General features: G+C 74.7%; 21 protein-coding genes and 3 tRNA genes. 16 read left to right on the top strand and 8 right to left on the bottom strand.

What is annotated here, in order from left to right; all coding sequences use genetic code 11:
* Positions 1–132 precede the first annotated feature (132 nt).
* From KIN34_RS08245 to KIN34_RS08265, 5 genes are all read left to right on the top strand, one after another.
* A tRNA-Thr gene (locus KIN34_RS08245) sits at positions 133–205 on the top strand.
* A gap of 52 nt (positions 206–257) precedes the next feature.
* Positions 258–331: transfer RNA gene (locus KIN34_RS08250), tRNA-Met, on the top strand.
* A gap of 416 nt (positions 332–747) precedes the next feature.
* Positions 748–918, top strand: coding sequence for a 50S ribosomal protein L33 (gene rpmG, locus KIN34_RS08255; RefSeq protein ID WP_029290226.1), 171 nt, complete (start codon positions 748–750; stop codon positions 916–918).
* An 8-nt stretch (positions 919–926) separates the two neighbouring features.
* Entirely contained in the window at positions 927–1,376 is a 450-nt protein-coding gene (locus KIN34_RS08260) for an FAS1-like dehydratase domain-containing protein (RefSeq protein ID WP_214349106.1), read from the top strand.
* Positions 1,376–1,798, top strand: coding sequence for a MaoC family dehydratase (locus tag KIN34_RS08265; protein ID WP_214349109.1), 423 nt, complete (start codon positions 1,376–1,378; stop codon positions 1,796–1,798). The genes KIN34_RS08260 and KIN34_RS08265 overlap by 1 nt, the downstream gene beginning before the upstream one ends.
* Positions 1,799–1,907: 109 nt before the next feature.
* Here KIN34_RS08265 and KIN34_RS08270 read toward each other — a convergent pair whose 3' ends face one another.
* A complete protein-coding gene (locus KIN34_RS08270) occupies positions 1,908–2,969 on the bottom strand; it encodes a LacI family DNA-binding transcriptional regulator (RefSeq protein ID WP_214351936.1) in 1,062 nt (353 codons plus the stop codon).
* Positions 2,970–3,222: 253 nt separating this feature from the next.
* Between KIN34_RS08270 and KIN34_RS08275 the strand changes: the two genes are divergently transcribed.
* Together KIN34_RS08275 and KIN34_RS08280 are read left to right on the top strand one after the other, a co-directional pair.
* Positions 3,223–4,524, top strand: coding sequence for an MFS transporter (locus KIN34_RS08275; protein ID WP_214349112.1), 1,302 nt, complete (start codon positions 3,223–3,225; stop codon positions 4,522–4,524).
* 9 nt (positions 4,525–4,533) lie between these two features.
* A complete protein-coding gene (locus KIN34_RS08280) occupies positions 4,534–5,655 on the top strand; it encodes a UDP-N-acetylmuramate dehydrogenase (RefSeq protein WP_214349114.1) in 1,122 nt (373 codons plus the stop codon).
* Between the two features lie 65 nt (positions 5,656–5,720).
* Here the strand turns inward: KIN34_RS08280 and KIN34_RS08285 are convergent, their stop codons facing one another.
* Entirely contained in the window at positions 5,721–6,773 is a 1,053-nt protein-coding gene (locus tag KIN34_RS08285) for an adenosine deaminase (protein WP_214349117.1), read from the bottom strand.
* A 158-nt stretch (positions 6,774–6,931) separates the two neighbouring features.
* On the opposite strand from KIN34_RS08285, the gene KIN34_RS08290 reads away from it, so the two are divergent.
* Positions 6,932–9,421 carry a DsbA family protein gene (locus KIN34_RS08290; RefSeq protein WP_214349120.1) on the top strand — a complete coding sequence of 830 codons (2,490 nt, stop codon included), beginning with the start codon at positions 6,932–6,934 and terminating at the stop codon, positions 9,419–9,421.
* On the opposite strand, the gene KIN34_RS08295 is transcribed toward KIN34_RS08290, so the two are convergent.
* The 5 genes from KIN34_RS08295 to KIN34_RS08315 form a co-directional block, all read right to left on the bottom strand.
* A complete protein-coding gene (locus tag KIN34_RS08295) occupies positions 9,422–10,048 on the bottom strand; it encodes a response regulator (protein WP_214349123.1) in 627 nt (208 codons plus the stop codon).
* Entirely contained in the window at positions 10,045–11,247 is a 1,203-nt protein-coding gene (locus tag KIN34_RS08300) for a sensor histidine kinase (protein ID WP_307858148.1), read from the bottom strand. The genes KIN34_RS08295 and KIN34_RS08300 overlap by 4 nt, the downstream gene beginning before the upstream one ends.
* A gap of 75 nt (positions 11,248–11,322) precedes the next feature.
* Positions 11,323–12,189, bottom strand: a complete 867-nt coding sequence (locus tag KIN34_RS08305; protein WP_214349129.1) for an ABC transporter permease — start codon at positions 12,187–12,189, stop codon at positions 11,323–11,325.
* Positions 12,186–13,076: an ABC transporter ATP-binding protein gene (locus KIN34_RS08310; protein WP_214349132.1), complete on the bottom strand. Its 891-nt coding sequence runs from the start codon at positions 13,074–13,076 to the stop codon at positions 12,186–12,188. The genes KIN34_RS08305 and KIN34_RS08310 overlap by 4 nt, the downstream gene beginning before the upstream one ends.
* A gap of 95 nt (positions 13,077–13,171) precedes the next feature.
* On the bottom strand, positions 13,172–14,386 hold the full coding sequence (locus KIN34_RS08315) for a pyridoxal phosphate-dependent aminotransferase (RefSeq protein ID WP_214349135.1): 1,215 nt from the start codon (positions 14,384–14,386) through the stop codon (positions 13,172–13,174).
* 232 nt (positions 14,387–14,618) lie between these two features.
* Here KIN34_RS08315 and KIN34_RS08320 point away from each other — a divergent pair.
* The 5 genes from KIN34_RS08320 (at position 14,619) to rplA (ending at position 17,271) form a co-directional block, all read left to right on the top strand.
* Positions 14,619–14,691, top strand: a tRNA-Trp gene (locus KIN34_RS08320).
* Between the two features lie 56 nt (positions 14,692–14,747).
* Positions 14,748–15,041 (top strand): preprotein translocase subunit SecE, encoded by a 294-nt coding sequence (secE, locus tag KIN34_RS17355; protein ID WP_214349138.1) that lies wholly within the window; start codon positions 14,748–14,750, stop codon positions 15,039–15,041.
* 75 nt (positions 15,042–15,116) lie between these two features.
* The gene (gene nusG / locus KIN34_RS08330) at positions 15,117–15,953 is read left to right on the top strand and encodes a transcription termination/antitermination protein NusG (protein ID WP_214349141.1); all 837 of its coding nucleotides are present in this window, start codon (positions 15,117–15,119) and stop codon (positions 15,951–15,953) included.
* An 88-nt stretch (positions 15,954–16,041) separates the two neighbouring features.
* Positions 16,042–16,470, top strand: a complete 429-nt coding sequence (rplK, locus tag KIN34_RS08335; protein WP_214349143.1) for a 50S ribosomal protein L11 — start codon at positions 16,042–16,044, stop codon at positions 16,468–16,470.
* 81 nt (positions 16,471–16,551) lie between these two features.
* A complete protein-coding gene (gene rplA / locus KIN34_RS08340) occupies positions 16,552–17,271 on the top strand; it encodes a 50S ribosomal protein L1 (RefSeq protein ID WP_214349146.1) in 720 nt (239 codons plus the stop codon).
* A gap of 101 nt (positions 17,272–17,372) precedes the next feature.
* Here rplA and KIN34_RS08345 read toward each other — a convergent pair whose 3' ends face one another.
* Complete coding sequence (locus tag KIN34_RS08345; protein ID WP_214349148.1) at positions 17,373–19,235, bottom strand: S1 family serine peptidase; 1,863 nt, start codon at positions 19,233–19,235, stop codon at positions 17,373–17,375.
* 295 nt (positions 19,236–19,530) lie between these two features.
* Between KIN34_RS08345 and KIN34_RS08350 the strand changes: the two genes are divergently transcribed.
* From KIN34_RS08350 to KIN34_RS08360, 3 genes are read left to right on the top strand one after another with little or no spacing between them, the layout of a single operon-like run.
* Positions 19,531–20,160, top strand: coding sequence for an RNA polymerase sigma factor (locus KIN34_RS08350; RefSeq protein WP_237689071.1), 630 nt, complete (start codon positions 19,531–19,533; stop codon positions 20,158–20,160).
* Positions 20,157–20,660: a carboxypeptidase regulatory-like domain-containing protein gene (locus KIN34_RS08355; RefSeq protein ID WP_214349153.1), complete on the top strand. Its 504-nt coding sequence runs from the start codon at positions 20,157–20,159 to the stop codon at positions 20,658–20,660. The genes KIN34_RS08350 and KIN34_RS08355 overlap by 4 nt, the downstream gene beginning before the upstream one ends.
* A gap of 7 nt (positions 20,661–20,667) precedes the next feature.
* On the top strand, positions 20,668–23,295 hold the full coding sequence (locus KIN34_RS08360) for a CHAT domain-containing protein (RefSeq protein ID WP_214349156.1): 2,628 nt from the start codon (positions 20,668–20,670) through the stop codon (positions 23,293–23,295).
* The last annotated feature ends 161 nt before the right edge of the window (positions 23,296–23,456 follow it).

Raw genomic sequence — 23,456 nt, forward strand, 5'->3', positions numbered from 1 at the left:
GTACGTCCGCGCTCGCCGGGGGAGGGGGAGGTCGCGCGGGGAGGGGGGAGGCAGGGGAGGCGGGGGTGGGTGCGCGCCGGTGGGAGGGCGGATTTCGCGGGCGGGGGTTCGTTGTGTAGCCTGTTCCGCGCTGCCCCGATAGCTCAGTCGGCAGAGCGTCTCCATGGTAAGGAGAAGGTCAAGGGTTCGATTCCCTTTCGGGGCTCTGTGGTGTGTCCAGGCGTGCGGCGCGAGCCGCGCGCCCGGGAGCACCGCGAGGCGGGGTAGCTCAGTTGGTGAGAGCGCACGACTCATAATCGTGAGGTCGCGGGTTCGAGCCCCGCCCCCGCTACCGGCAGTGAGAACGGGCCGGTGCGATCGACCGCCAGACGGTCGGCCGCACCGGCCCGTTCTCGCGTCCGAGCCGGCGCCGGCCTGCCCCCTGGCCCGCCTATGGGTCAGCCGCGGGCCGCCGGTCACGCTCCTGGAGCCGGCTGTGGGCGGCTGCCGGACGTGACGAGGGCAACGAGCCCGGGTGCGGAGCGGCCGGTGCCGTGCGCTATCCTTGTCGGCGGCTTGTGCTCGCGTGCGATGGTGGCTGCCCCGCAGTCCGCCAACGACGTGCGTCGACAGGCGTCCCGGCGCGGAGCCCTCGTCCCGAGGGTCGCGCGAAGGACGCGGCACGGCCGATGATGACCCCCGGAGGGTGCCGCCCGGCGCCCGAAGAACGATCGCTAGCGTCCTGGTGGCGCGAGAGGTGGCACGACCATGGCCAGCAAGAGCTCGGACGTCCGTCCGAAGATCACGCTCGCGTGCACGGAGTGCAAGGAGCGGAACTACATCACGAAGAAGAACCGTCGGAACGACCCCGACCGGCTCGAGATGAAGAAGTTCTGCCCGCGCGACAACCGCCACACGCTGCACCGCGAGACCCGCTGACCCTGGCGATGCCCGTCGACACCGGGTACGCGGGGCGCGAGTACGCGCCGAACGCCGTCTTCGAGGTCGGACGTGAGCACCTGCGGTCCTTCGCGGCCGCGGTCGGGGCCCAGCACCCCGCTCACACCGACGCGGAGGCGGCGCGTGCGTTGGGCTACCCCGACGTCATCGCACCGCCGACGTTCGCCGTCGTCGTCGCGCAGCGGGCCGAGGCCCAGCTGTTCGAGGACCCCGCCGCCGGCATCGACTTCAGCCGCGTCGTGCACGCCGACGAGCGGTTCACGCACCACCGCCCGATCCACGCCGGCGACCGGCTGGTCACCGTGCTGCACGTCGACTCGATCGTCGAGCGGGCCGGGCTCGCGATGATCACCACGCGCGCCGAGATCGCGAGCGAGGACGGCGAGCCCGTCGCCACCGTCGTCTCCACGCTCGCCGTCCGCCCCGAGGAGTCCTGATGGCCCCGCGCCTCGCCGAGCTCGAGGTCGGCCAGGAGGTCGCCCGGACCGAGGTCGTCGTCGACCGTGCCCGGCTGGTGCGGTACGCCGGCGCGTCCGGTGACTTCAACCCGATCCACTGGAACGAGCGCGTCGCGACGTCGGTCGGACTGCCGGGCGTCATCGCCCACGGCATGTGGACCATGGGCGCGGCTGTCGGCCCGGTCGCGGACTGGGCCGGTGACCCCGGCCGGGTCGTCGACTACCAGGTCCGCTTCACGCGGCCCGTGCCCGTGCCGGACCCCGGTGCCGCGAGCGTCGAGGTGGTCGCCGTCGTCGGGCTGCTCGACGAGGCCGCCGGCACGGCGCGCATCGATCTGACGGTCTCGGTCGACGGGCAGCGCGTGCTCGGCAAGGCTCAGGCGGTCGTCCGCCTGGCCTGAGGGCCGAGACGACCACCGAGACGACCTCCGCGACGACCTCCGCGACGACCTCCGAGACGACCTCCGAGACGACCTCGGTCGCTCCCGCGTGGAGCGAGCCGGCAGCGCGTCAGGCCGGGACCGGCCCCGTCGTGGTGCCGACCCGCAGCTCCACGGGCAGCACCACGGGGTCGGGGTGGTTGCCCTCGAGGAGCTGCGCCACCGCCCTGCCTACCTGGGCGCCCTTCTCGGCGAGCGGCTGCGCCACGGTCGTCAGCACGTCGGGCGCGAGCCACGGGAGGTCCAGCCCGTCGAACCCGGCGACGGAGACGTCGCCCGGCACGGCCAGGCCGAGCTCACGGGCGGCGAGGACGACGCCCGATGCGAGCAGGTCCGACTGGCACAGCACGGCGGTCGGACGGTCCGGCCGGTCGAGCAGCGCACGCCCGGCAGCGGCGCCGTGCTCGACGAGCGAGGCGGGGGTCTCGTAGATCTCGACCGGCTCCACGCCGCCGTCGCGCATGCCCTCGAACCGGCGGCGCGTCACCTGCCACACGGCCTCGCCGACGCGCTCGGGCGCGACGATGCCCTCGCCGCGCGCGCGGTCGAACGGCAGGGAGACGCACGCGATCCGGCGGTGGCCCAGGTCGACGAGGTGACGCGCGGCGTCCGCCATGCCGGCACGGTCGTCGATGCCGACGGTCGCGACGTCGGGCTCGGGGACGCCCTCGACGACGACGGTGGGGACGCCGCGACGCCGCAGCGCACCGAGCACAGGGTCCTCGACGCCGCTGCCCCAGAGCAGCACGGCGACGTCCATCGCCGCGGACAGCACCAGCGGGTCGACGGGCGGCTCGGCGGGGTCGGTCGGCCCGGGGATGAGCAGCACGCCCAGGTTCATCTCGCCCAGCGTCCCGACGAGCCCGTCGAGGACCTGGATCGACACCGGGTCCCGGAACGAGCGCCGCAGCGCGTCACCGACCACGACGCCGACGATCCCGGACCGTCCGCTGCGCAGCTGGCGGCCGAGCGGGTTGGGACCGGAGTAGCCGAGCTCGGTGGCCGCCGCCAGCACGCGCTCACGCGTGGAGGCCGCGATCGGGCCGGCGCCGGAGAACGCGAGGGACGCGGTCGACACCGACACGCCGGCGGTCGCGGCGACGTCGGCGAGCGTCGGGCGCTGGGACGACAGCGGGCACCTCCGGGCGGCTCGGCGACGGCCCGCGACGAGCACGCGGACCGCTGTGCGGGGCGTCGGTTGACGCCGCGGTCAGCGTACCCGCAGAATGTCGACCGATCCTCAAATCGATTCGATACGGTCGGGCGGCAGCACCCTCCGGCCCGCTCCCGCCCTGGCGCCGCCCCGTGCCGCCTGCCTCCCGGGAGGTGCGCGTAGCGTGAGCGACGCACCCCGAACCGAGACCGCCGCCGTTCCCGGAGCCTCGATGCCCACCCTGCGTGACCCGGTCCGCGCCGCCTCGGCGGCGGTCTTCGCCGTCTTCTTCCTCAACGGCTTCAACTTCGCGAGCTGGGCGTCGCGGCTGCCCGCCGTGCGGGACGGCCTCGGCCTGTCCGCCGGGCAGATGGGGCTCCTCCTGCTCGTCGGTTCCGTGGGGTCTCTCGTCTCGCTGCCGCTCGCCGGGACGATCATCGAGCGGCTCGGTGCGCCCCGGACCGTCCTCGGCTTCGCGGTGCTCAACGCGGTGGGCCTGACGACCGCCACGGTCGGCGTCGCGCTCGACCAGATCGTGCTCACGGGCGTCGGCCTGGTCGCGTACGGGGTGGGCACGGGCGTGTGGGACGCGGCGATGAACCTCGAGGGCGCGCTCGTCGAGCAGCGGATCGGCCGCACGATCATGCCGCGCTACCACGCGAGCTTCTCCTTCGGCACGGTCGCGGCGGCCGGCATCGCGGCGATCGCCGCCGGCCTGCACGTGCCCGTGGAGATCCACATCCCCGTCGCGGTCGCCGCCTCCACCGTCGCGGTCGCGCTCGCGGTCCGTTCCTTCCTCCCGGCGGGCCACGGCGACGTCGTCGTGCCCGACGAGGCCGGCTCCCCGGCCGCGAGCGGCGGCCGCGCCCGCCGCGCGCTGGCCGCCTGGCTGGAGCCGCGCACGCTGCTCATCGGGCTCGTGGTGCTGGCGGCCGCGCTCACCGAGGGCTCCGCCAACGACTGGGTGAGCCTCGCGGTGGTCGACGGCTTCGACACCCAGCACGCGGTCGGGGCCGTCGCGCTCGGGGTGTTCCTCGCCTCGATGACCGCGACGCGCTGGTTCGGCACCGCGCTGCTCGACCGGTTCGGCCGCGTGGTGGTCCTGCGGCTGTGCGCCGCGCTGGCGCTCGTCGGGCTGACGCTGTTCGGGCTCGCGCCGACGCTGTGGCTCGCGGTCGTCGGGATCCTGGCGTGGGGCGCCGGAGCGGCGCTGGGCTTCCCCGTGGGGATGAGCGCCGCGGCCGACGACCCGCTGCGGGCCGCGGCGCGCGTGAGCGTCGTCTCCACGATCGGCTACTCGGCGTTCCTCGCCGGGCCGCCGCTGCTCGGGCTGCTCGCGGAGCACGTGGGCTACCGGCACGCGCTGCTCGTCATCCTGGTCCCGGTGGCCCTCGGCATCTTCGTCGCGGGCGCCGCGGCCCCGCTCAGGCGACCCGAGGACGCGGCGTCCGGGACGCCGCACCCCCCGGCCGACGAGCCCGCCGACGAGCCCGTCGACCAGCCCCTCGAGCAGCCGGTCGACGAGCGCCCGTAGCCTGGGGACATGACCGTGCGCACCACCCCCCGTCTCGCGGACCTCACGACGCTGGGCGTCGGCGGCCCGTCCGCCCGGTACGTCGAGACGACGACGGAGGCGGAGCTGGTCGACGCGGTCCGGACGGCGGACGAGGCCGGCGAGCCCCTGCTCGTCGTCGGGGGCGGCTCCAACCTCGTGGTCGCCGACGAGGGGTTCGACGGCGTCGTCGTGCGCGACACCCGGACCGGGATCGAGGTGCCGGACCACTCCGCGTGCGCCGGGGTGACGTACACGGTGCCCGCGGGCACGCCGTGGGACGACGTGGTCCTCGAGGCCACCACGCACCGGCTCTACGGCATCGAGGCGCTGTCCGGCATCCCGGGGTCCACGGGCGCGACGCCGGTGCAGAACGTCGGCGCCTACGGTCAGGAGGTCGCGCAGACGATCGCGACCGTGCGGGTGTGGGACCGCGCCCGCGCGCGGGTGCGCACGCTGCCCCTCGTCGACCTGAAGTTCGGCTACCGCACGTCCCTGCTCAAGCGCTCGATGCGGGACCCGGGGACGGGCGCCGCGCTGCCGGCGGACCCGCGCGACCCCGTCGACGAGCGCGCGCCCTGGACGCCGACGCCGCGGTACGTGGTGCTCGACGTGACGTTCCAGCTGCGCCAGGGCACGCTGTCCGCGCCGATCGCGTACGCGGAGCTCGCGCGCACGCTCGGCGTCGAGGTCGGGGAGCGGGCGCCGCTGCTGGACGTGCGCGCGGCGGTGCTCGAGCTGCGCGGACGCAAGGGCATGGTGCTCGACCCCGCGGACCCGGACACCCGTAGCGCGGGCTCGTTCTTCACCAACCCCGTGCTCGACGCGGCCGCGGCCGACGCCCTGCCCGCGGACGCCCCGCGCTTCCCCACGGCGGACGGCCGGACCAAGACGAGCGCCGCGTGGCTGATCGAGCACGCGGGCTTCACCCGGGGCCACGGGCTGCCCGGCCCCGCTGCCCTGTCGACCAAGCACACGCTCGCGCTGACCAACCGCGGCGGCGCGTCGACGCAGGACCTGCTCGCGCTCGCGCGCGAGGTCCGGTCCGGTGTCCTGTCCGCCTTCGGGGTGCGGCTCGAGCCGGAGCCGGTCCTCGTCGGGGTGCGCCTCTAGTCCTGCCGGGACGTCCCGCGGGGCGCCGTCGCGGAGCCTGCGGTCCGACGAGGCCGCGCGGCCGGTCAGGCGTCGGGCGCGGACCCGTCTCCCGCCCGGGCGGGCTCGGCGAGCCAGGAGTCGACGCCCGCGAGCAGCCGCCGGCGGACGTCGTCGGACGCCCGGCTCGCCCGGATGGAGGACCGCGCGAGGTCCGCGAGCTCCCGGTCGTCGAACCCGTGCTCGTCGCGCGCGATCGCGTACTGGGCGATGAGGCGCGCGTGGAACAGCAGGGGGTCGTCGGCGCCGAGCGCCACGCGTGCACCGGCGTCGACGAGCGTGCGCAGCGGCACCTGGGCCGCGTCGCGGTAGACGCCCAGCGACACGTTCGACGCGGGGCAGACCTCGAGCGCGACCTCGTCGGCCACGATCGCGTCGAGCAGGCGCGGGTCCTCCGCGCTGCGCACCCCGTGGCCCAGGCGGTCCGGCCGCAGGTGCGCCACGACGTCCTGCACGTGCGCCGGCCCCAGGAGCTCGCCGCCGTGCGGGACCGAGGCGAGGCCGGCTCGTCGGGCGATCGCGAACGCCGGCCCGAACTCCTCGGTCTCGCCGCGCCGCTCGTCGTTCGAGAGCCCGAACCCGACGACCTGCCCGGGCGCGTCGCCCGCGTGCCGTGCGGCGAGGCGCGCGAGGGTCCGGGCCTCGAGCGGGTGGCGCATCCGGGAGGCGGCCACGACGACGCCGACCGAGACGCCCTCGCGCGCGCTCGCGGCGCGCGCCTCGTCGAGCACGATCTCGAGCGCGGGCGTGATGCCGCCGACGAAGGGCGCGTACGAGGTGGGGTCGACCTGGATCTCCAGGCGTCCCGAGCCCTCGGCGGCGTCGTCCGCGACGGCCTCGGCCACGATCCGCCGCATGTCGGCCTCGCTGCGCACGCACGCGCGCGCGGCGTCGTACAGGCGCTGGAACCGGAACCAGCCGCGCTCGTCCGCTGGCACGTGCAGGGGGTCGGCGTCGAGCAACGTCGCGGGGAGGCGGATGCCGTAGCCCCGCGCGAGCTCCGCGAGCGTGCGCAGCCGCATCGAGCCGGTGAAGTGCAGGTGGAGGTGCGCCTTCGGGAGCCGGGAGAGGTCGCGCACGTCGGTCAGTCTGCCAGCGACGGAGCGAGCGCGGCGGCGACCGGGTGATTCGTGCCCGGGGGTGTGGACGGTCCCGGTCGGGGGGCCGATGTGCTTCCTAGGATGCCGTCCTGACGTCGCGCCCCGAGGGGAGCGGCGCACGACCAGGGGAGAAGCCGTTGCACCAGGACCCGCTCGCCGCGCTCGCCGCGGACCCGTCGACGCCGCCCGGGCAGCTCGCCCGGATCGCGACGGAGCGACCCGACCTGCGGGTCCGCATCGCGGAGCACCCGGCCGCCTACCCCCAGCTGCTCGACTGGCTCGCGGGTCAGGGGGACGCCGACGTCGCGGCGGCGGTCGCGCGGCGTCGCGCCGCCGCGGCGAGCACCGCTCCGCCTGCGTCGTCCCCTGCGTCGCCCTCTGTGACGCCGTCGTGGCAGCCCCAGCCGCTGGTGCCCCAGCCGCGCACGGCGCATCCGGGCGTGCCCGAGCCGGCGCCGACCGCCCTGGCTCCGGCGTCCGTCGGAACCGGGTCCGTCGAGACCGGGCCCGTCGAGACGGCGTCCGTCGAGGTCGCCTCCATCCAGACGCCGTGGGTCGCGACCGACGAGCCCGCCCCGCCTGCGCGCCGGCGCCGCGGGCTGCTCATCGGCATCGCGGCCGGCGTCGTCGTGCTGCTGGGCGTGGGTGCCTACGTCACGTGGGCGACCGTGTTCTCCAAGCTCGGCGGTGCGCCCACCGCCGAGGCCGCGGTCACCCAGCTCCTCGAGGGGGCGACGAGCGGCGACGGCATCGCCGTCTACGGTGTGCTCCCGCCGTTCGAGGTCGATGCGTTCCGGGACGCGGCCGCGCCGCTCTCGCAGGTGACGCAGGACGCCGAGCGCGTGGACGTCGCGGCGCTCCTCGACGAGGTGGAGATCGACCTGGCCGGCCTCGACCTGACCGTGGTCGACGTCGACGAGGGCCTCGCGCGCGTCGAGCTGACCGGCGGCACGCTGACCGTCGACGCCGATGCCGAGGCGCTCTACGACGCCCTGGTGGACGCCTACTCGGGCACGCTCGGCGACGAGGTCGCGCAGGAGCTCGAGACCTCGCGGGACGAGGCCGTCGACGCGCTGGCCGACGGCCTGCCGTGGTCGGTCACGGCCGCGGACCTGGTCTTCCCGACCCCCGCGGGCGAGCAGAAGCCGTTCCTCATGGCGGTCGAGGAGGACGGTCGCTGGTTCGTCAGCCCGCTCATGACGATCGGCGAGTACGTGACGGTGCTGCAGGGCGGCACGCGCGGGAGCATGCCGTCCGACGAGGGTGAGCGGTACCCGACGGCTGACGAGGCGGGTGCGGCCTTCCTGGGCGCACTGCCGTCGGCGACGACGGGCGACCTCTCGGACCTCGCGGCGGTGCTCTCCCCGGCCGAGCGACGGTTCGTGGAGGTCTACGTCCAGGCGTGGGTCGACGACGCGAACGACGGCGACCTCGCCGGGTCGGCCCTGACGATCGACGGCGCCCTCGAGGCGACCGACCTCGGCGGCGGTCGCGCGCGGCTCTCGCCGCACGAGCTGGCGGTGACGGTGGACGGAGAGACCGTCACGTTCGACGGCGTGTGCGCGACGGCGGAGGGCGAGACGCGCTGCCTCGACGAGAGCGCGGGCGCACGCGAGCTCGGTCTGGACCAGGTGGGCCTGGTGGCGGTGGAGGACGACGGCGGGTGGCGCGTCTCGATGATCGCCACGCTGGCCGACGCGTTCGGCACGGTGGGGGAGAACGTGGTGCGGCTTCAGGAGGAGGGCAAGCTCGAGGACCCCGAGTGGCTGACGGAGAACTTCGGCGACCTCGCCCCTGGCATGGGTCTGGGTGGCACAGGTCTGGGCGGCACAGGTCTCGGAGGCATGGGCCTGGGTGGCACGGGGCTCGACGGGCTGGGGCTGGACGACGGCGCGCTCGGCGAGGACGGGACGGACTGGACTGGCGAGGGCTGGACCGACGAGGACTGGACCGACGAGGGCTCCGGTGACGTCACGGCGGGTCCGGCACCGGCGACGGGGACGGCCACGGGCGGCATCCCCGTCAGCGACGAGGGTGTCGGAGTCGCCGGCGACGGCGACACGGTGGTCGCGGTGTACGTCGACCTGATGTGCCCCTTCTGCGCCCAGATGCACGCTGCCCAGGGCGCTGACCTGGTCGAGCTCGCGCGGCAGGACGGCGTCACGGTCGAGTACCACCCGATCGCGTTCCTCGACTCGCTGTCGCAGGGGACGGCCTACTCGACTCGCGCCGCGAACGCGGTGGCCGTGGTCGCGGACCGCGACCCCGAGCACGTCGTGGACTTCCTGACGGCGCTGCTGGAGAACCAGCCCACGGAGAACTCGGTCGGCCTGACGGACGTCGAGATCGGCGAGCTGGCGCGAGGGGTCGGCGTGCCCGCCTCGGTCGTCGAGCGGTTCACGCTCGTCGAGGGGGTCGAGATGGGCCCGGACTCGGAGTGGTCGGCGTCGATGCGCGAGTTCGCGCCCTGGGTCGTGGCGGGCACGACGAGCCTGGCGGAGCAGCTCGGGTCGGTCTCCGCCCCGCGCGTCCTCATCGACGGGCAGGTGTGGCCCGAGGCCGACACGTCGGAGCTCTACCTGCCGGGCGCGCTCGCGAACGCGGTCCGCGGGGCCGCCCGGTCCTGATCAGCCGGCGGGAAGGTAGCCCCGTTCCATCGCGGCGGTGACGGCGCGCGTGCGGTCGTCCACGCCGAGCTTGGCGAAGACGCGCAGGAGGTGCGTCTTGACGGTCGCCTCGGCGATGAACAGCTCGGCGCCGATCGCGGCGTTGGAGAGCCCGCGCGCGACGGCGGCGAGCACCTGCGTCTCGCGTGGGGTCAGGCGCTCGTCGTTGCCGCGCACCTGCTGGACCAGGCGCCGAGCGACGGACGGCGAGAGCGCGGCCTCCCCACGGGCGGCGGCACGCACGCCGGCGACCAGCTCGGCCCGGGGCGTGTCCTTCAGCAGGTAGCCGGTCGCGCCCGCCTCGACCGCGCGCAGGATGTCGGCGTCGGTCTCGTAGGTCGTGAGCACCAGGACGCGGGCACCCGGCACCTCGGCCACGATCCGCGCCGTCGCCGCGGCGCCGTCGAGCCGCGGCATGCGCAGGTCCATCAGCACCAGGTCCGGCGTGAGGGCGTGCGCGAGCGCGACCGCCTCCTCGCCGTCGGCGGCCTCGCCGACGACCTCGAGGTCGTCCTCCACGGCGAGCAGGCCGCCGAGACCGGACCGGACGACGGGGTGGTCGTCCGCGAGCAGCACCCGGATCGTCATGCCCGTCCTCCCGTCGGCAGCCGCAGTCGCACGCGGGTCCCCGCGCCGTCGGAGCCGGTGAGCTCGAGCGACCCGCCGCCCGCGCGGGCACGCTCGCGCAGGCCCCGCACGCCGTTGCCCTCGGGGTCGTCGGGCCGCAGCCCGCGGCCGTCGTCCACCACCGCGAGCTCCACCTCGTCGGACCTGCGGGTGAGCCGCAGGTGGACGCTCGAGGCGCCCGCGTGCCGACGCACGTTCGCGAGCGACTCCTGCGCACCCCGCAGGACCGCGACCGCGACGTCCTGCGGGACCGGGTCGGCCGTGTCCGGCGCGTCGACGTCCACCCGCACCGGGGTCCCGGTCTCGGCGGCGAACCGTTCGCCCAGTCGGCGCAGTGCCGCGGCGAGGTCGCCGTCCTCGAGCGCCGGGGGCGCGAAGGCGGCGACGAGCGCGCGCGCCTCGGCCAGGTTCTCCCGGGCGACCGCCTCGATCTGGCCGATCCGTTCCTGGGCGCTCTCCGTGCGGCCGACCGCGAGCTCGGCGCTCGAGGCCTGGGCCAGCATGACGACGCTGGTGAACCCCTGCGCGAGCGTGTCGTGGATCTCCTGGGCGATCCGCGCCCGCTCGGCCAGGACGCCCTCGGAGTGGTGGCTCGCGGCGAGTGCGGCCTGCGCCGCGTTGAGCTCGTCGAGCAGCTGCGCCCGCACCTCGCCCTCCTCGGCGACGTAGGTGACCCACAGCCCGAGCCCGATCGCGAACACCAGGCCCACGACCGACTGCCCGACGATGCCCGGCAGCTCGTCGGGCGACGCGTCGACCCGCAGGGCGGTCGCCGCCACGACGCCCGTGGTGAGCAGCACGGTCCACAGGACCCCGGCGACCCGGCTGGTCGCGAAGAACCAGATCTGCGAGTACGCGACGAACAGCAGGACGATGCCGAGCTCGGCCGACCAGGTGACAACCGTCGTGGCGACGACGAGGACGACGAGGTAGGACTGCGTGAGCGCGCGGGAGGCGAGGCGGGCGCCGCGGTGCCCGAGCAGCTGGTAGCCCACCGCGAGGGCGGCGAAGGCGGCGACCGTGACGGCCCGACGGCCGGGTCCGCTCGCGGCGGGGACCGTGAACGCGGCGGTGATCGCGAGCAGGATCCAGAAGGCGGTGTCCCAACCGCGCAGCGTGCGCTGCCAGAACTGCTCGCGGCCGCCCACGTCCGTCCTCACGGTGCGCAAGCCTGCCACCGCCGGCTCGTTCCCGTCCCCGTCTGCGTACTCGTCCTCGTCCTCGTCACGCGTCGGTCACCCGTCGTCACGTCGCCGCCACCGGAAGGTGCGCACGCCGACGACGAGCCCGACGACCAGCCACGCACCCAGGACGGCCGCCGTCGCCCCGAGCTGCCAGGAGCCGCCGACCTCGAGCGTCGCGGCCTCGTCGGGCAGGAACACCGAGCGCATGCCCTGCGCCATCCACTTGAGCGGGAACAGCGAGGCGACGGACTGCATCCACGACGGCAGCTCGTCGAACCGGAAGAACACGCCGGAGACGAACTGCAGCACCAGCACGACCGGGGTCACCACGGCGCTCGCGGACCGCCCGCTGCGCGGCAGCGAGGAGAACGCGACGCCGCACACGGCACCTGTCGCGGTGCCGAGCAGCAGCACCCACGCGAACGTGGCCCAGTCGCCCGCGTCGTCCGGCAACGGGACGTCGAACGCCGCCGCGGCGACGGCCAGCAGGATCGCGACCTGCAGCAGGCAGCTCACCAGGACCTGCCCGATCTTGCCCAGGAAGTACGACGCGGCGGGCAGCGGCGTCGCGCGCAGGCGCTTGAGCGCCCCCTCGTCGCGCTCGACGGCGATCGAGATCGCGAGGTTCTGGAAGCTCGAGAGCATGACGCCCGTGGCGACCATCCCCGGCAGGAAGTACTGCGGGAAGGACACCGACGCCCCGCCGAAGTCGATGTCCGAGCCGTCCTGGCCGAACACCGTGGCGAAGATCGCCAGCATGATCACCGGGTACGCGAAGATGAAGATGACCGCGTCGCGCTCGCGGAAGAAGCCACGGACCTCGTAGGCCGTCCGGGCGAGCCCGAGCCGCAGCGGGCCGGGCAGGGCGGCGCCCCGGCGGGTGGCCGGAGAGCTCGTGGCGGTCGTCGCGGTGGTCATCGCACACCCTCCCGGGCTTCGTCGGTGACGGCGTCGGCGGCACCGTCCGGGCCGCCGATGAGACTGAGGTACACGTCCTCGAGGGTCGGCCGGAGGACCTGCAGCCCCGGCACCTCGCCGAGGTGCGCGGCGAGCTCGGCGACGGTCGCGGTCGGGGTGTCGGTGCGGACCTCGCGGGGTCCGTCCTCGCCGGTCCACCGCACGACCGCCTGGCGGGCGGACCGCCCACCGAGGTCGGCGGGCGTGCCCTGCGCGACGACCCGGCCGCGGTCGACGACGACCACGCGGTCGGCCAGGTGCTCGGCCTCCTCGAGGTAGTGCGTGGTGAGCAGGATCGTCGTCCCGTCCGCGCGCAGGCCGGCGATCAGGTCCCAGAAGGACCGCCGCGCCTGCGGGTCGAACCCGGTGGTCGGCTCGTCCAGGAAGACGAGCTCCGGCCGGCCGACGATGCCGAGCGCCACGTCGAGGCGACGGCGCTGGCCGCCGGACAGCTGTCGCGTGCGCACCCGGACCTTCTCCCGCAGCCCGACGGCGTCGATCACGTCCTCGGGGTCCCGCGCGTCGGGGTAGTACCGCGCGAAGTGCCGGACGAGCTCGCCGACCGTGGCCTCCGCGAGGTCGTCGGTCCCCTGCAGGACCACGCCGATGCGGGAGCGCCACTGCCGTCCCGCCGCCGCGGGGTCCTCGCCGAGCACGCGGACCTCGCCCGCGTCGCGTCGCCGGAAGCCCTCGAGGATCTCGACGGTCGTCGTCTTGCCGGCGCCGTTCGGTCCCAGGACGGCCAGGATCTCGCCGCGCTGCACGACGAGGTCGAGCCCGTCGACGGCCTTCTTCGGCCCGTAGGTCTTGCGCAGCGCGCTGACCTCGACCGCAGGTGCTGGTGTCATGGCTCCAGCGTGGTCCCCGCGCCGCCCGGTCGGGAAGGACCGGAGGACCGGACCGTGCGTCCACCGACCGGTGGACCCGCGGGTCCGTCCCGGGGTCAGCCGGCCTCGGCGAGCAGCCCCTGGATCCGCGACACGCCCTCGACCAGGTCGTCGTCGCCCAGCGCGTAGGACAGCCGCAGGAAGCCCGACGGCCCGAACGCCTCGCCGGGCACCACCGCGACCTCGACCTCGTCGAGGATCAGGGCCGCCAGCTCGGCCGACGTCGTCGGCGTGACGCCCCGGATCGTGCGGCCGAGCACGCCGTCCACCGACGGGTACGCGTAGAACGCGCCCTGCGGCGACGGCACGACGACACCGTCGATGGCCGAGAGCATCTCGACCATGGTGCGCCGGCGGCGGTCGAACGCCGCCCGCATCGCCTCGACGGCGGTCAGGTCGCCGCTGAGCGCGGCGATCGCGGCGCGCTGGGAGACGTTCGCGACGTTCGAGGTGAGGTGGCTCTGGAAGTTGGTCGCGGCCTTGATGACGTCCGACGGGCCGATCATCCACCCGACCCGCCAGCCGGTCATCGCGTACGTCTTGGCGACGCCGTTGAGCACGATCGAGGTGTCGACCAGCTCGGGCACCACGCGCTGGATCGGCGTGAACACCGCGTGGTCGTAGGTCAGGTGCTCGTAGATCTCGTCGGTGATGACCCAGATACCGTGCTCGAGCGCCCAGCGCCCGATCTCCGCCGTCTGCTCCGGGGAGTACACCGCGCCCGTCGGGTTGGACGGCGAGCAGAACAGCAGGGCCTTCGTGCGCGGCGTGCGCGCGGCCTCGAGCTGCTCGACGGTCACCAGGTAGCCCTGCTCGACGCCGGCGAACACCTCGACGGGCTCGCCGCCCGTGAGGCGGATCGCCTCGGGGTAGGTGGTCCAGTACGGCGCCGGGAGGAGGACCTCGTCACCCGGGTCGACGATCGCGGCGAACGCCTGGAAGACCGCCTGCTTGCCGCCGTTGGTCACGAGCACGTCCTGCGGGCGGACCTCGTACCCCGAGTCGCGCAGCGTCTTGGCGGCGATCGCCTCCCGGAGCGCGGGCAGGCCCGCCGCGGGCGTGTAGCGGTGGTTCGCCGGGTCCAGCACCGCGGCGGCGGCCGCGTCGACGATCGCCGTGGGCGTCGGGAAGTCGGGCTCCCCGGCCCCGAAGCCGATCACGGGCCGGCCCGCCGCCTTGAGCGCCTTCGCCTTGGCGTCGACGGCGAGCGTCGCCGACTCGGCGATCGCGGAGAGGCGGGCAGAGACACGGGGGCGCGGCGACTCACTCACCGGGCCATAGTGGCAGACGTCACGTCGTCGCGGAGAGGCCGTCCGTACCGACGACCTGCCGACGACGAGCCGATCACGAGCCGACGAAGAGCCGACGAAGAGAGCGGTTCGACCCAGTCGCCGGCGTCCCGTACAGTGGTCCACCGGCGGTTGACGTTCGCCAAGATGACCTGTGCCCGCAGCGCCTCGGTGCTGCACGGTGCGGGACGTCCTGGGGCTCCGAGTCCGTCGTAGGGCAGTGGCGCAATTGGTAGCGCAGCGGTCTCCAAAACCGCAGGTTGCAGGTTCGAGTCCTGTCTGCCCTGCGCAAGCAGGTATCGCAGGTCCCAGTTCCAGCACCGACGAGACGCAGAGGCAAGACGTGAGCGAAACAGCAGCCTCCGCGGCGTCCGACGCCGAGGGTTCGGCGCGCACGCCCGCGACGAAGGCCTCGGGCCGTTCCGGTCACCCGGACGAGCGCCGGGGGCTGTTCGCGCGCATCGCCCTCTTCGTCCGTCAGGTCGTCGCGGAGCTCAAGAAGGTCGTCCGGCCCACGCGGCAGGACCTCATCACCTACACGACCGTCGTGCTGGTGTTCGTCGCCGTCGTCATGGCGTTCGTCACGGTGCTCGACCTGGGCATCGGCCGGGTCACCTTCTGGGTCTTCGGCGGCTGACCGCCCCCGGGCCCGCGGGCCCGCGCCCTGCCCGCCATCCGGGCCGCACCATCGTCGTAGAAAGCAGGTTCGCACGTGTCGAACGAGTCGTCTGAGCCCACGCCGGCCGACGTCGAGCTCGAGGACGCCCTCGAGTCCGTCGAGGCAGTCGAGGCACCTGTCGACGCCGACGCCGCGGCGGACGCGACCGCGCAGGACGCCGTCGACGTGACGGTGCCCGAGGGTCAGTCCGACGAGGGTGCGTCCGACGAGGCTGTGTCCGACGAGGGTGCGTCCGACGAGGCCGTGTCCGACGAGCCGGACCCCGACGAGGACCCCGTGGCGGCGTTCAAGTCGCGGCTGCGCAGCCTGCCGGGCGACTGGTACGTCATCCACTCCTACGCGGGCTACGAGAACCGCGTGAAGGCGAACCTCGAGAACCGCACGCAGAGCCTCAACATGGAGGACTTCATCTACCAGGTGGAGGTCCCCATGGAGGAGGTCGTCGAGATCAAGAACGCGCAGCGCAAGGTCGTCAAGCGCGTGCGCATCCCGGGTTACGTCCTGGTCCGCATGGACCTGACCGACGAGTCGTGGGGCGCGGTGCGGCACACGCCCGGCGTCACGGGCTTCGTCGGCCACACGCACCAGCCGGTCCCGCTCACGCTGGACGAGGTGTTCTCGATGCTGGCCCCGGCCATCGAGGCGAAGGCGCCGACGGCGCCCGCCGCGGGTGCCGCGAAGGCCGCGAGCAAGATCCAGGTCGACTTCACGGTCGGCGAGTCGGTCACCGTCACGGACGGCCCGTTCGACACGCTGCCCGCGACGATCTCCGAGATCAACGCCGAGAACCAGAAGCTCAAGGTGCTCGTCTCGATCTTCGGCCGGGAGACCCCGGTCGAGCTCTCGTTCAGCCAGGTCGCCAAGATCTGACCGGACGGGCAGGGCCCCACGTCGTGGGGCGTCATTGCAACCGGGTCATCGCCCACGGCGTCGGCCCACGAACAGAACGGACGGCTTCATGCCCCCCAAGAAGAAGGTCACCGGCCTGATCAAGCTCCAGATCAACGCCGGAGCCGCCACGCCGGCCCCGCCGATCGGCCCCGCGCTCGGCCAGCACGGCGTCAACATCATGGAGTTCTGCAAGGCGTACAACGCGGCGACCGAGTCGCAGCGCGGCAACGTCATCCCGGTCGAGATCACGGTGTACGAGGACCGCTCGTTCACCTTCATCACGAAGACGCCGCCGGCCGCCGAGCTGATCAAGAAGGCCGCGGGCGTCGCCAAGGGCTCGTCCACGCCGCACACGGTCAAGGTCGCGACGCTGACCCGCGAGCAGGTGCGCGAGATCGCCAGCACCAAGCTCGAGGACCTCAACGCGAACGACCTCGAGGCCGCCGAGAAGATCATCGCGGGCACCGCCCGTTCGATGGGGATCACCGTCGCCTGACGACGGTCACCCGCACCACCAGTGGCAGGGCCCGCGTGCGGCCCGTCTGACCACGACTGCTGACACAAGGAGAGCAAGCAGATGCCGAAGCACAGCAAGGCGTACCGCGCCGCCGCCGAGAAGATCGAGGCCGGCCGGGTCTACGCGCCGCTCGAGGCCGTCCGCCTGGCGCAGGCGACGACCACGACGAAGTACGACGCGACCGTCGAGGTGGTCTTCCGCCTCGGGATCGACCCCCGCAAGGCGGACCAGATGGTGCGCGGCACCGTCAACCTGCCGCACGGCACGGGCAAGACCGCCCGCGTCATCGTGTTCGCGAACGGCGAGCGCGCCGAGCAGGCGCGCGCCGCGGGTGCCGACGAGGTCGGTGGCGACGAGCTCATCGAGAAGGTGGCCGCCGGCTACACCGACTTCGACGCGGCCGTCGCGACGCCGGACCTCATGGGCAAGGTCGGTCGACTCGGCAAGGTCCTGGGCCCGCGTGGTCTCATGCCGAACCCGAAGACCGGCACCGTGACGATGGACGTGGCCAAGGCCGTGTCCGACATCAAGGGCGGCAAGATCGAGTTCCGCGCCGACCGGCACGCGAACCTGCACTTCATCATCGGCAAGGTGTCGTTCAGCGACGTCCAGCTGGTGGAGAACTACGCCGCCGCGCTCGAGGAGATCCTGCGTCTCAAGCCGTCCGCGTCGAAGGGTCGCTACATCAGCAAGGCGACCATCACGACGACGAACGGCCCGGGCATCGCGCTGGACCAGAACAAGACCCGCAACCTGACCTCGGAGGACGAGGCGGCCTGACGCCCCTCCCCGAGGCCGGGTGACCGGACTCCCACGACGAAGGCCCTGGACCGCGATCGCGGTCCAGGGCCTTCGTCGTGCGCCCGTCGGACGGAGCTGGCTCAGCGGGCGTCGCGGCGGCCCGCCACCAGCCCGGCCTGGTAGGCGCGCCGGGCGACCGTCCGCGTCGCACGCACCGCGGCCGTCCGGTACGCGGCGGCGTACGCGCGGCTCCGCCGCGCCCACGCGGCGCGCACCGCGACGAGCGTGGCGCGCCGGCCGGCACGTGCACCTGCCCGGTAGCCCGCACGCAGGCCCGCGACGTACGCGGCGCGCAGGCGGGCACTCCCGCTCGCGACGCCGCTGGGTCCCGCCGACCCGCCCATCCCCTCGGTGAACGGCTCGGTGAACGGCTCGGTGAACGGCTCGGTGAACGGGTTGGCGCCCAGCGCTTCGGTGAACGGCTCCGTGAACGGCTCGGTGAAGGGTTCGGTGAACGGGTTGGCGCCCAGCGCTTCGGTGAACGGCTCCGTGAACGGCTCGGTGAAGGGTTCGGTGAACGGGTTGGCACCGAGCAATTCGGTGAACGGCTCGGTGAACGGGTTGACGCCCAGTGCCTCGGTGAACGGTTCGGTGAACGGGTTGGCGCCGAGCGCCTCGGTGAACGGTTCGGTGAACGGCTCCGTGAACGGTTCGGTGAACGGGTTGGCGCCCAGTGCTTCGGTGAACGGCTCGGTGAACGGGTTCGCGGCCAGCGCCTCGGTGAACGGTTCGGTGAACGGCTCCGTGAACGGCTCCGTGAACGGCTCCGTGAACGGCTCGGTGAAGGGTTCCGTGAAGGGCTCGGTGAACGGCTGCGCCGACGTCGCGCCGTCGCTCCGGCCAGGCGAGGCCGGTGCGGCCGACCGGGGCGCCCCCTGCGCGCCCCGGCCCGCCGCTCCGGCCTCGCCCCACGTCCACGGCCGTCGGGTCGCCCCCGGTGCCGCGGCACGCGCCGCGACGACGGAGACCCCGAGCGTGTCGAGGACGACGTCGATGGGGTTCGCCACCGAGAAGCTGCCGTCGTCCTCCCCGGCCCACAGCAGCGCGACGACGGCGCCGTCCTCGTCGACCACGACGGAGCCGGAATCGCCGCCCGCGGAGAAGCGCTCGACACCCTCGGCGGGCTCGACGCGCACCTGGTCGCGGAGCGTGCGCCAGCCGATGCCGGGCCCGAAGTCGACGGACGTCGTGTAGTCCGTCGAGACCACGGTCCCGACGGTCACCCCGGTCGTCCGGCCGGACTTGCGCACCGTGGCACCGAGCTCCGCGCGGGCGGCGCCGGCGACGGGGCCGATGCCGACGACGCCGGGCAGCCACGGCGCGCCGGGTGCGAGTGCCACGACGGCGGCGTCGATGCGGTCCGTGAGCGTGCCGCGCACCAGCGCGCCGACGCGGTCGCGCGGGGTGCCCCCGTCGGCGATCGCGGGCTGGACCCAGGTGCTGCCCGTGTCCTCGAGCCCGTCGCCCGCGGCCACGTGCCAGTTCGTGAGCGCGAAGGCGTGGCCGGTGTGCCGCTCGCGGACAAGGACGCCGAGCGTGCCGTTGACGCTGCGGCGCTGCGCCGTGCCGTCGACCGGGATCGTGACGGCGTCGGCCGGGCCGATGCTGAGGCCGCCGGCGAGCGGGCGGACGCGGGCCGTGTGCAGGTCCGGGCCGGCCGTGTCCGCGCCGCGCAGAGGCGAGACCCGGTGCTCGACCACGTCGGTGGGCACGCCCTCGAACTCGGCCGGGATGCGCTCGTGGTCGTCCAGGTCGTCGACCGGACGCTTGCGCTGGACGTGCACCACGATGGCCTGCCGGCCGGTCGGGGTGCCGTCGGACCACTTCTCGGCGATGTCGACGCCGATGACGCCGGAGCGAGCGAGGAGGGCGTCCTCGACACCCCGCTTCGTGGGTCGGATCCGGGCGCGGTCGTCGGGGGCGGGCTCGTCGTGCTGGGACATCGGGAGGGTCTCCTCGGTCGGTGCGCGGAGGCGCGCTTCACCAGTGGCGCGCTCGTCAGGAGCGCAGGGGACGCGGCGAGATACGCGAGCGTCGGCGTTCACCCGTTCGGGTGGTCCGGCTCATCGGCACGGGGTTCGGTGGCCGAAGAGGTATCAGGCCGTGCGCCGACGACTCCTCGTAGGCACGACCCGCGGGGTGGCGTGCCCACGTCGATCTTGTCGGGTTTGTCCGGGCCGTCCTAGTCTGACCGGGAGCGGCCGCCACCACGAGGCCAGTCGAGCGAGGGGCCAGATGATGAGTGACGACCTGGTGGAGCCGGTGGACACCGCGCTCCGCGGCCAGGGGGATGGGCTCGCCGACCAGGCGGCCCGCGCGGTGATCGCGTACCGCGAGGGGAACAGCCAGCCCCTCGCCGCCCTGGTCCAGGTGATGACCCCGCTCCTGTGGCACACCGTGCGTGCCCAGGGCGCCGACGCCGAGTCGGCCCAGGACATCGTGCAGAACGTGTGGCTCTCGCTGGTCCGCGAGATCGACACGATCCGCGACCCCCGCGCCACCCTCCAGTGGACGCTGGTCACCGCCAAGCGCGCGGCGTGGCGCACGGTCCGGCGCACGCGTGACGAGGCCGCGCGGACCGACGGCGACGAGCAGGCGACCGAGTGGCTCACGGTGCCGCTCGACCAGCTGCCGGACGCCCAGGCCGTGCGGGACGAGCGGGACCGCGTCCTGTGGGAGCACGTCCGCGCCCTCCCGGAGCGCTGCCGCAAGCTGCTCGGCCTGGTCGCGCTGGTCGACCGGCCGGACTACACCGTCGTCTCGCAGGCGCTCGGCATGCCCGTCGGGAGCATCGGGCCGACCCGCGGCCGCTGCCTCGCCAAGCTGCGGGTCTCGCTCGCTGCCGACCCCACCTGGAGCCTGTCATGACCCCCGACGACGCCGCCCTCACCCTCCTCGCCGGCGGGGCCGTCGACGACCTCGACGTCGCCGTGCTGGGTCGTCTGGCCGAGCTCGTGAACGCGGCCGACCCGATGCCCGACGGGCTCGTCGACCGGATCGGGATGGCCCTCACGATCGAGGCGCTGCACGCAGAGGTCGCCGAGCTGCGGCTGGTCGGTGAGCCCGCCCTCGCGCTGCGGGCCGACGAGACGAGCATCGAGGCCGGGACGATCACGTTCACGACCGACGTGCTCACCGTGATGATCTCCGTGCACCACGAGAACGAGCGCGTCCGCGTCGACGGCTGGGCCGCGCCGACGGGCGAGCTCGACGTCGAGCTGCACCAGTCGGGCCGTGTGGTGACCACGCGGTCCGACGAGGACGGGCGGTTCGTGTTCGTCGAGGTCGAGCGCGGTCCCGCACGGCTGGTGCTGCGCCGCCCGTCCGACCCCTCGATGCCGGTCGTGACCCCGCAGATCGAGCTCTAGCGGGACCATGACCTCAGCCCCCGGGCCGGCCGGGACCGGCCCGTCGACGAGCGGCGACCTCACGCCGCGGCTCGAGCGGCTCGCCGTCGAGGTGGCGTGCGCCGAGGCCGACAACGCGGAGGGCCATCCGGCCCAGGCACGTCGGCGGCTCGTCGCTGCGCTGGCCACGCTCGACCGGCTCGACGACGGCTCGCTCGACGACGTGCTCGTCGTGCGGATCCGCGCGCGTGCCCTCATGGAGCTGGCGAAGTGCGAGTTCGAGACCCGGGGCGGCCCCCAGGCGGCGCTCGCCCGGCTCGACGCGCTCGTGGCGGCCGGGGCGGACCGGTCGTGGCCCGGCGTCGTGCCGGCCACGGCGGGGGTCCGCGGCCTGCTGGCGCTGCGCGCCGGCAGGCACGAGGAGGCGCTCGCGGCGCTCGACGCCGCGGTCGCGGAGGTCGAGGCCGCGGATCCGGTCGACGGCTGCCGCGCGCTCCTCAACCGCGGCACGCTGCACCTGGACCGGCAGGACGTGGAGGCCGCGCGGGCCGACTACGAGGAGTGCGCCCGACGTGCCCGTGAGGCGGGCTTCGACCTGCTCGTGTTCAAGGCCGAGCACAACCTCGGCTACGTGCACGCACGTGCCGGGCGGCTCCCGGAGGCTCTCGCGAGCATGGAGGCCGCCGCGCGCACCCTGCCGGGCCCCGAGCGGCCGACGGCGCTCCGGGATCGCAGCGAGGTGCTGCTCGAGGCCGGCCTGGTCGGCGTCGCCGACGCCACGCTGGCCCGCGCCGCGGAGATGTTCGCGGCGGAGGGGATGCCGCGCGAGGTGGCGGAGTGCGAGCTCGGCCGCGCGGAGTGCGCGCTGCTGCGCGGTGACGCGAGCGCGGCGCGCCGGTGGGCGGCGAGCGCGCGCCGCCGGTTCCAGCGGCGCGGCGACGAGGCGTGGGTGGTCCGGGCCGCGCTCCTGGCGCTGCAGGCGGACGCCGCGGTGTCCGCGCGGCTCGAGGGCCGGGCCGCCCGGACCGCGTGGGCGGGCGTCGCCCGGCGGGCCGCGGAGGTGGAGGAGCTGTGCCGGGCGACCGGGCGCCCGACGTGGCAGCGGCAGGCCGCCTACCTCCGGATCGAGGCGGACGTCGCACGGGGAACCGGACCCGACCCGCAGCGCGTGCTCGCCGGGCTGGGCGTCGTCGGGGCCGACGAGGCGCTCACCGCGCGCCTGCACGGGCGCCGCGTCCGGGCGCTCCTCGCGGTCGCCGCAGGCCAGCCGGAGCGCGCCGCCCACCACGTGCGCGCGGGCCAGCGGGACCTCGCGCTGCACCGGAGCCGGTTCGGCTCGCTGGACCTGCGCACCGCGGGTGCGGTGCACGGCGTCGCGCTCGCGGACCTGGACATGCGGCTCGCCCTGTCCACCGGCCGTCCCGAGCCGGTGCTCGAGGCCGCCGAGCGGGTGCGCGCGGTCATGGGCGGGGCGCCGCGGCTCCGCCCGCCCGCCGACCCGCGGACGGCGGAGCTGCTGGCGGAGCTGCGCCGGCTCGTCGAGGGCAGCCGCCCGGTCACCGCCCGCCCGCAGGCGGACCCGGAGCGGATGCGCCTCATGGCGGAGGCGAAGCGCCTCAAGCTCGAGATCCTGTCCCGCTCGTGGCACGAGCCCGGGCGGGCGCGCGACGAGCGCGAGGGCCGCGCGCACGAGGCCCGCGCGACCCTGGCGCGGCGCCCGGGCAGCGTCCTGCTCGACGTGATCGAGCACCGCGGTGAGCTCCTCGCCGTGCGGATGGACGAGCAGGGCGCGCTGCTGCACGACCTCGGCGGCGCACCGCCGGTGGCGGAGCTGGTGCGGCGCGTGCACGCCGACCTCGAGGTCGTCGCGAACCCGCTGGTGCCGGCGGAGCTCCGCGCGGTCGCGCAGCGCTCGCTCGAGGCCGCGTTGACCGGGCTCGACGGCGCCCTGGCACCGGCGCTGCAGGCGGTCGGCGAGCTCGTCGTCGTCGCCGGCGGGTGGCTCGGCGTCCTGCCGTGGTCCCTGCTGCCGTCGCGCCGCGGGCTGCCGACGGTGGTCGCGCCGTCGGTGCACCACTGGATGCGGTACGCGGGCTCGGGCCTGCCCGCCACGCCCGTGACGGCGGCCGCCGGGCCGGGCCTGACGCACGCGGACGACGAGGCCGCGCGGGTCGCCGGGCTGTGGCCGGGTGGTCAGGCGCTGGTGGGGGAGGAGGCCTCGGTCGCGCGGATCACGGCCGCGCTCACGACCCCGGGCATCGTGCACCTCGCCGCGCACGGCCGGCACGAGCAGGACAACCCGTTGTTCTCCTCGCTCCGGCTGGCGGACGGACCGCTGTTCGCCCACGAGCTGGACACCGGCGGGACGGTGCCGGACCTCGTCGTCCTCTCGTCGTGCGAGGTGGGGCGCGCGACCATCCGGGCGGGCGGCGAGTCCCTGGGGCTGGCGAGCGTGCTGCTGCGGACGGGGGTGCCGTGCGTGGTCGCCGCGATCGCGCCGCTGCCCGACGAGACCGCGCTGCGGGTCATGACCGACGTGCACGAGCAGCTGCGCTCGGGCGTCCCGGTCGCGCCCGCCGTGGCGGGAGCGTGTGCCCGGGACCTCGAGACGACCGGTGTGCACGTGCCGCTCGTGTGCCTCGGCGCCCCGGCGTGACCCCGGACCGACGGCGGGGCAGCGTTGCGGCCGGGTCGCGACCGGGGTGCGACCGGAGTGCGGCCGGGGCGCGACCGCTGTCCGAGCGCGCGGATTTGGCCGGGCGCCCGTCGTCGCGTATCGTCGTCGTGCCCAAGACCGCCGGTCGCGGTCCGCTCGTC

Origin of the sequence: Cellulomonas fulva (genome assembly GCF_018531375.1) — a bacterium.
Lineage (GTDB): Bacteria > Actinomycetota > Actinomycetes > Actinomycetales > Cellulomonadaceae > Cellulomonas > Cellulomonas fulva.

Excerpts from the sequence above, each read along its gene's own strand:
- KIN34_RS08350 (WP_237689071.1), top strand. The coding sequence starts at position 19,531 with ATGAGTGACGACCTGGTGGAGCCGGTGGACACCGCGCTCCGCGGCCAG.
- KIN34_RS08345 (WP_214349148.1), bottom strand. The coding sequence starts at position 19,235 with ATGTCCCAGCACGACGAGCCCGCCCCCGACGACCGCGCCCGGATCCGA.
- rplK (WP_214349143.1), top strand. The coding sequence starts at position 16,042 with ATGCCCCCCAAGAAGAAGGTCACCGGCCTGATCAAGCTCCAGATCAAC.
- KIN34_RS08275 (WP_214349112.1), top strand. The coding sequence starts at position 3,223 with ATGCCCACCCTGCGTGACCCGGTCCGCGCCGCCTCGGCGGCGGTCTTC.
- KIN34_RS08305 (WP_214349129.1), bottom strand. The coding sequence starts at position 12,189 with ATGACCACCGCGACGACCGCCACGAGCTCTCCGGCCACCCGCCGGGGC.
- KIN34_RS08355 (WP_214349153.1), top strand. The coding sequence starts at position 20,157 with ATGACCCCCGACGACGCCGCCCTCACCCTCCTCGCCGGCGGGGCCGTC.
- KIN34_RS08310 (WP_214349132.1), bottom strand. The coding sequence starts at position 13,076 with ATGACACCAGCACCTGCGGTCGAGGTCAGCGCGCTGCGCAAGACCTAC.
- KIN34_RS08260 (WP_214349106.1), top strand. The coding sequence starts at position 927 with ATGCCCGTCGACACCGGGTACGCGGGGCGCGAGTACGCGCCGAACGCC.
- rpmG (WP_029290226.1), top strand. The coding sequence starts at position 748 with ATGGCCAGCAAGAGCTCGGACGTCCGTCCGAAGATCACGCTCGCGTGC.
- KIN34_RS08265 (WP_214349109.1), top strand. The coding sequence starts at position 1,376 with ATGGCCCCGCGCCTCGCCGAGCTCGAGGTCGGCCAGGAGGTCGCCCGG.
- rplA (WP_214349146.1), top strand. The coding sequence starts at position 16,552 with ATGCCGAAGCACAGCAAGGCGTACCGCGCCGCCGCCGAGAAGATCGAG.
- KIN34_RS08280 (WP_214349114.1), top strand. The coding sequence starts at position 4,534 with ATGACCGTGCGCACCACCCCCCGTCTCGCGGACCTCACGACGCTGGGC.
- KIN34_RS08295 (WP_214349123.1), bottom strand. The coding sequence starts at position 10,048 with ATGACGATCCGGGTGCTGCTCGCGGACGACCACCCCGTCGTCCGGTCC.
- KIN34_RS08360 (WP_214349156.1), top strand. The coding sequence starts at position 20,668 with ATGACCTCAGCCCCCGGGCCGGCCGGGACCGGCCCGTCGACGAGCGGC.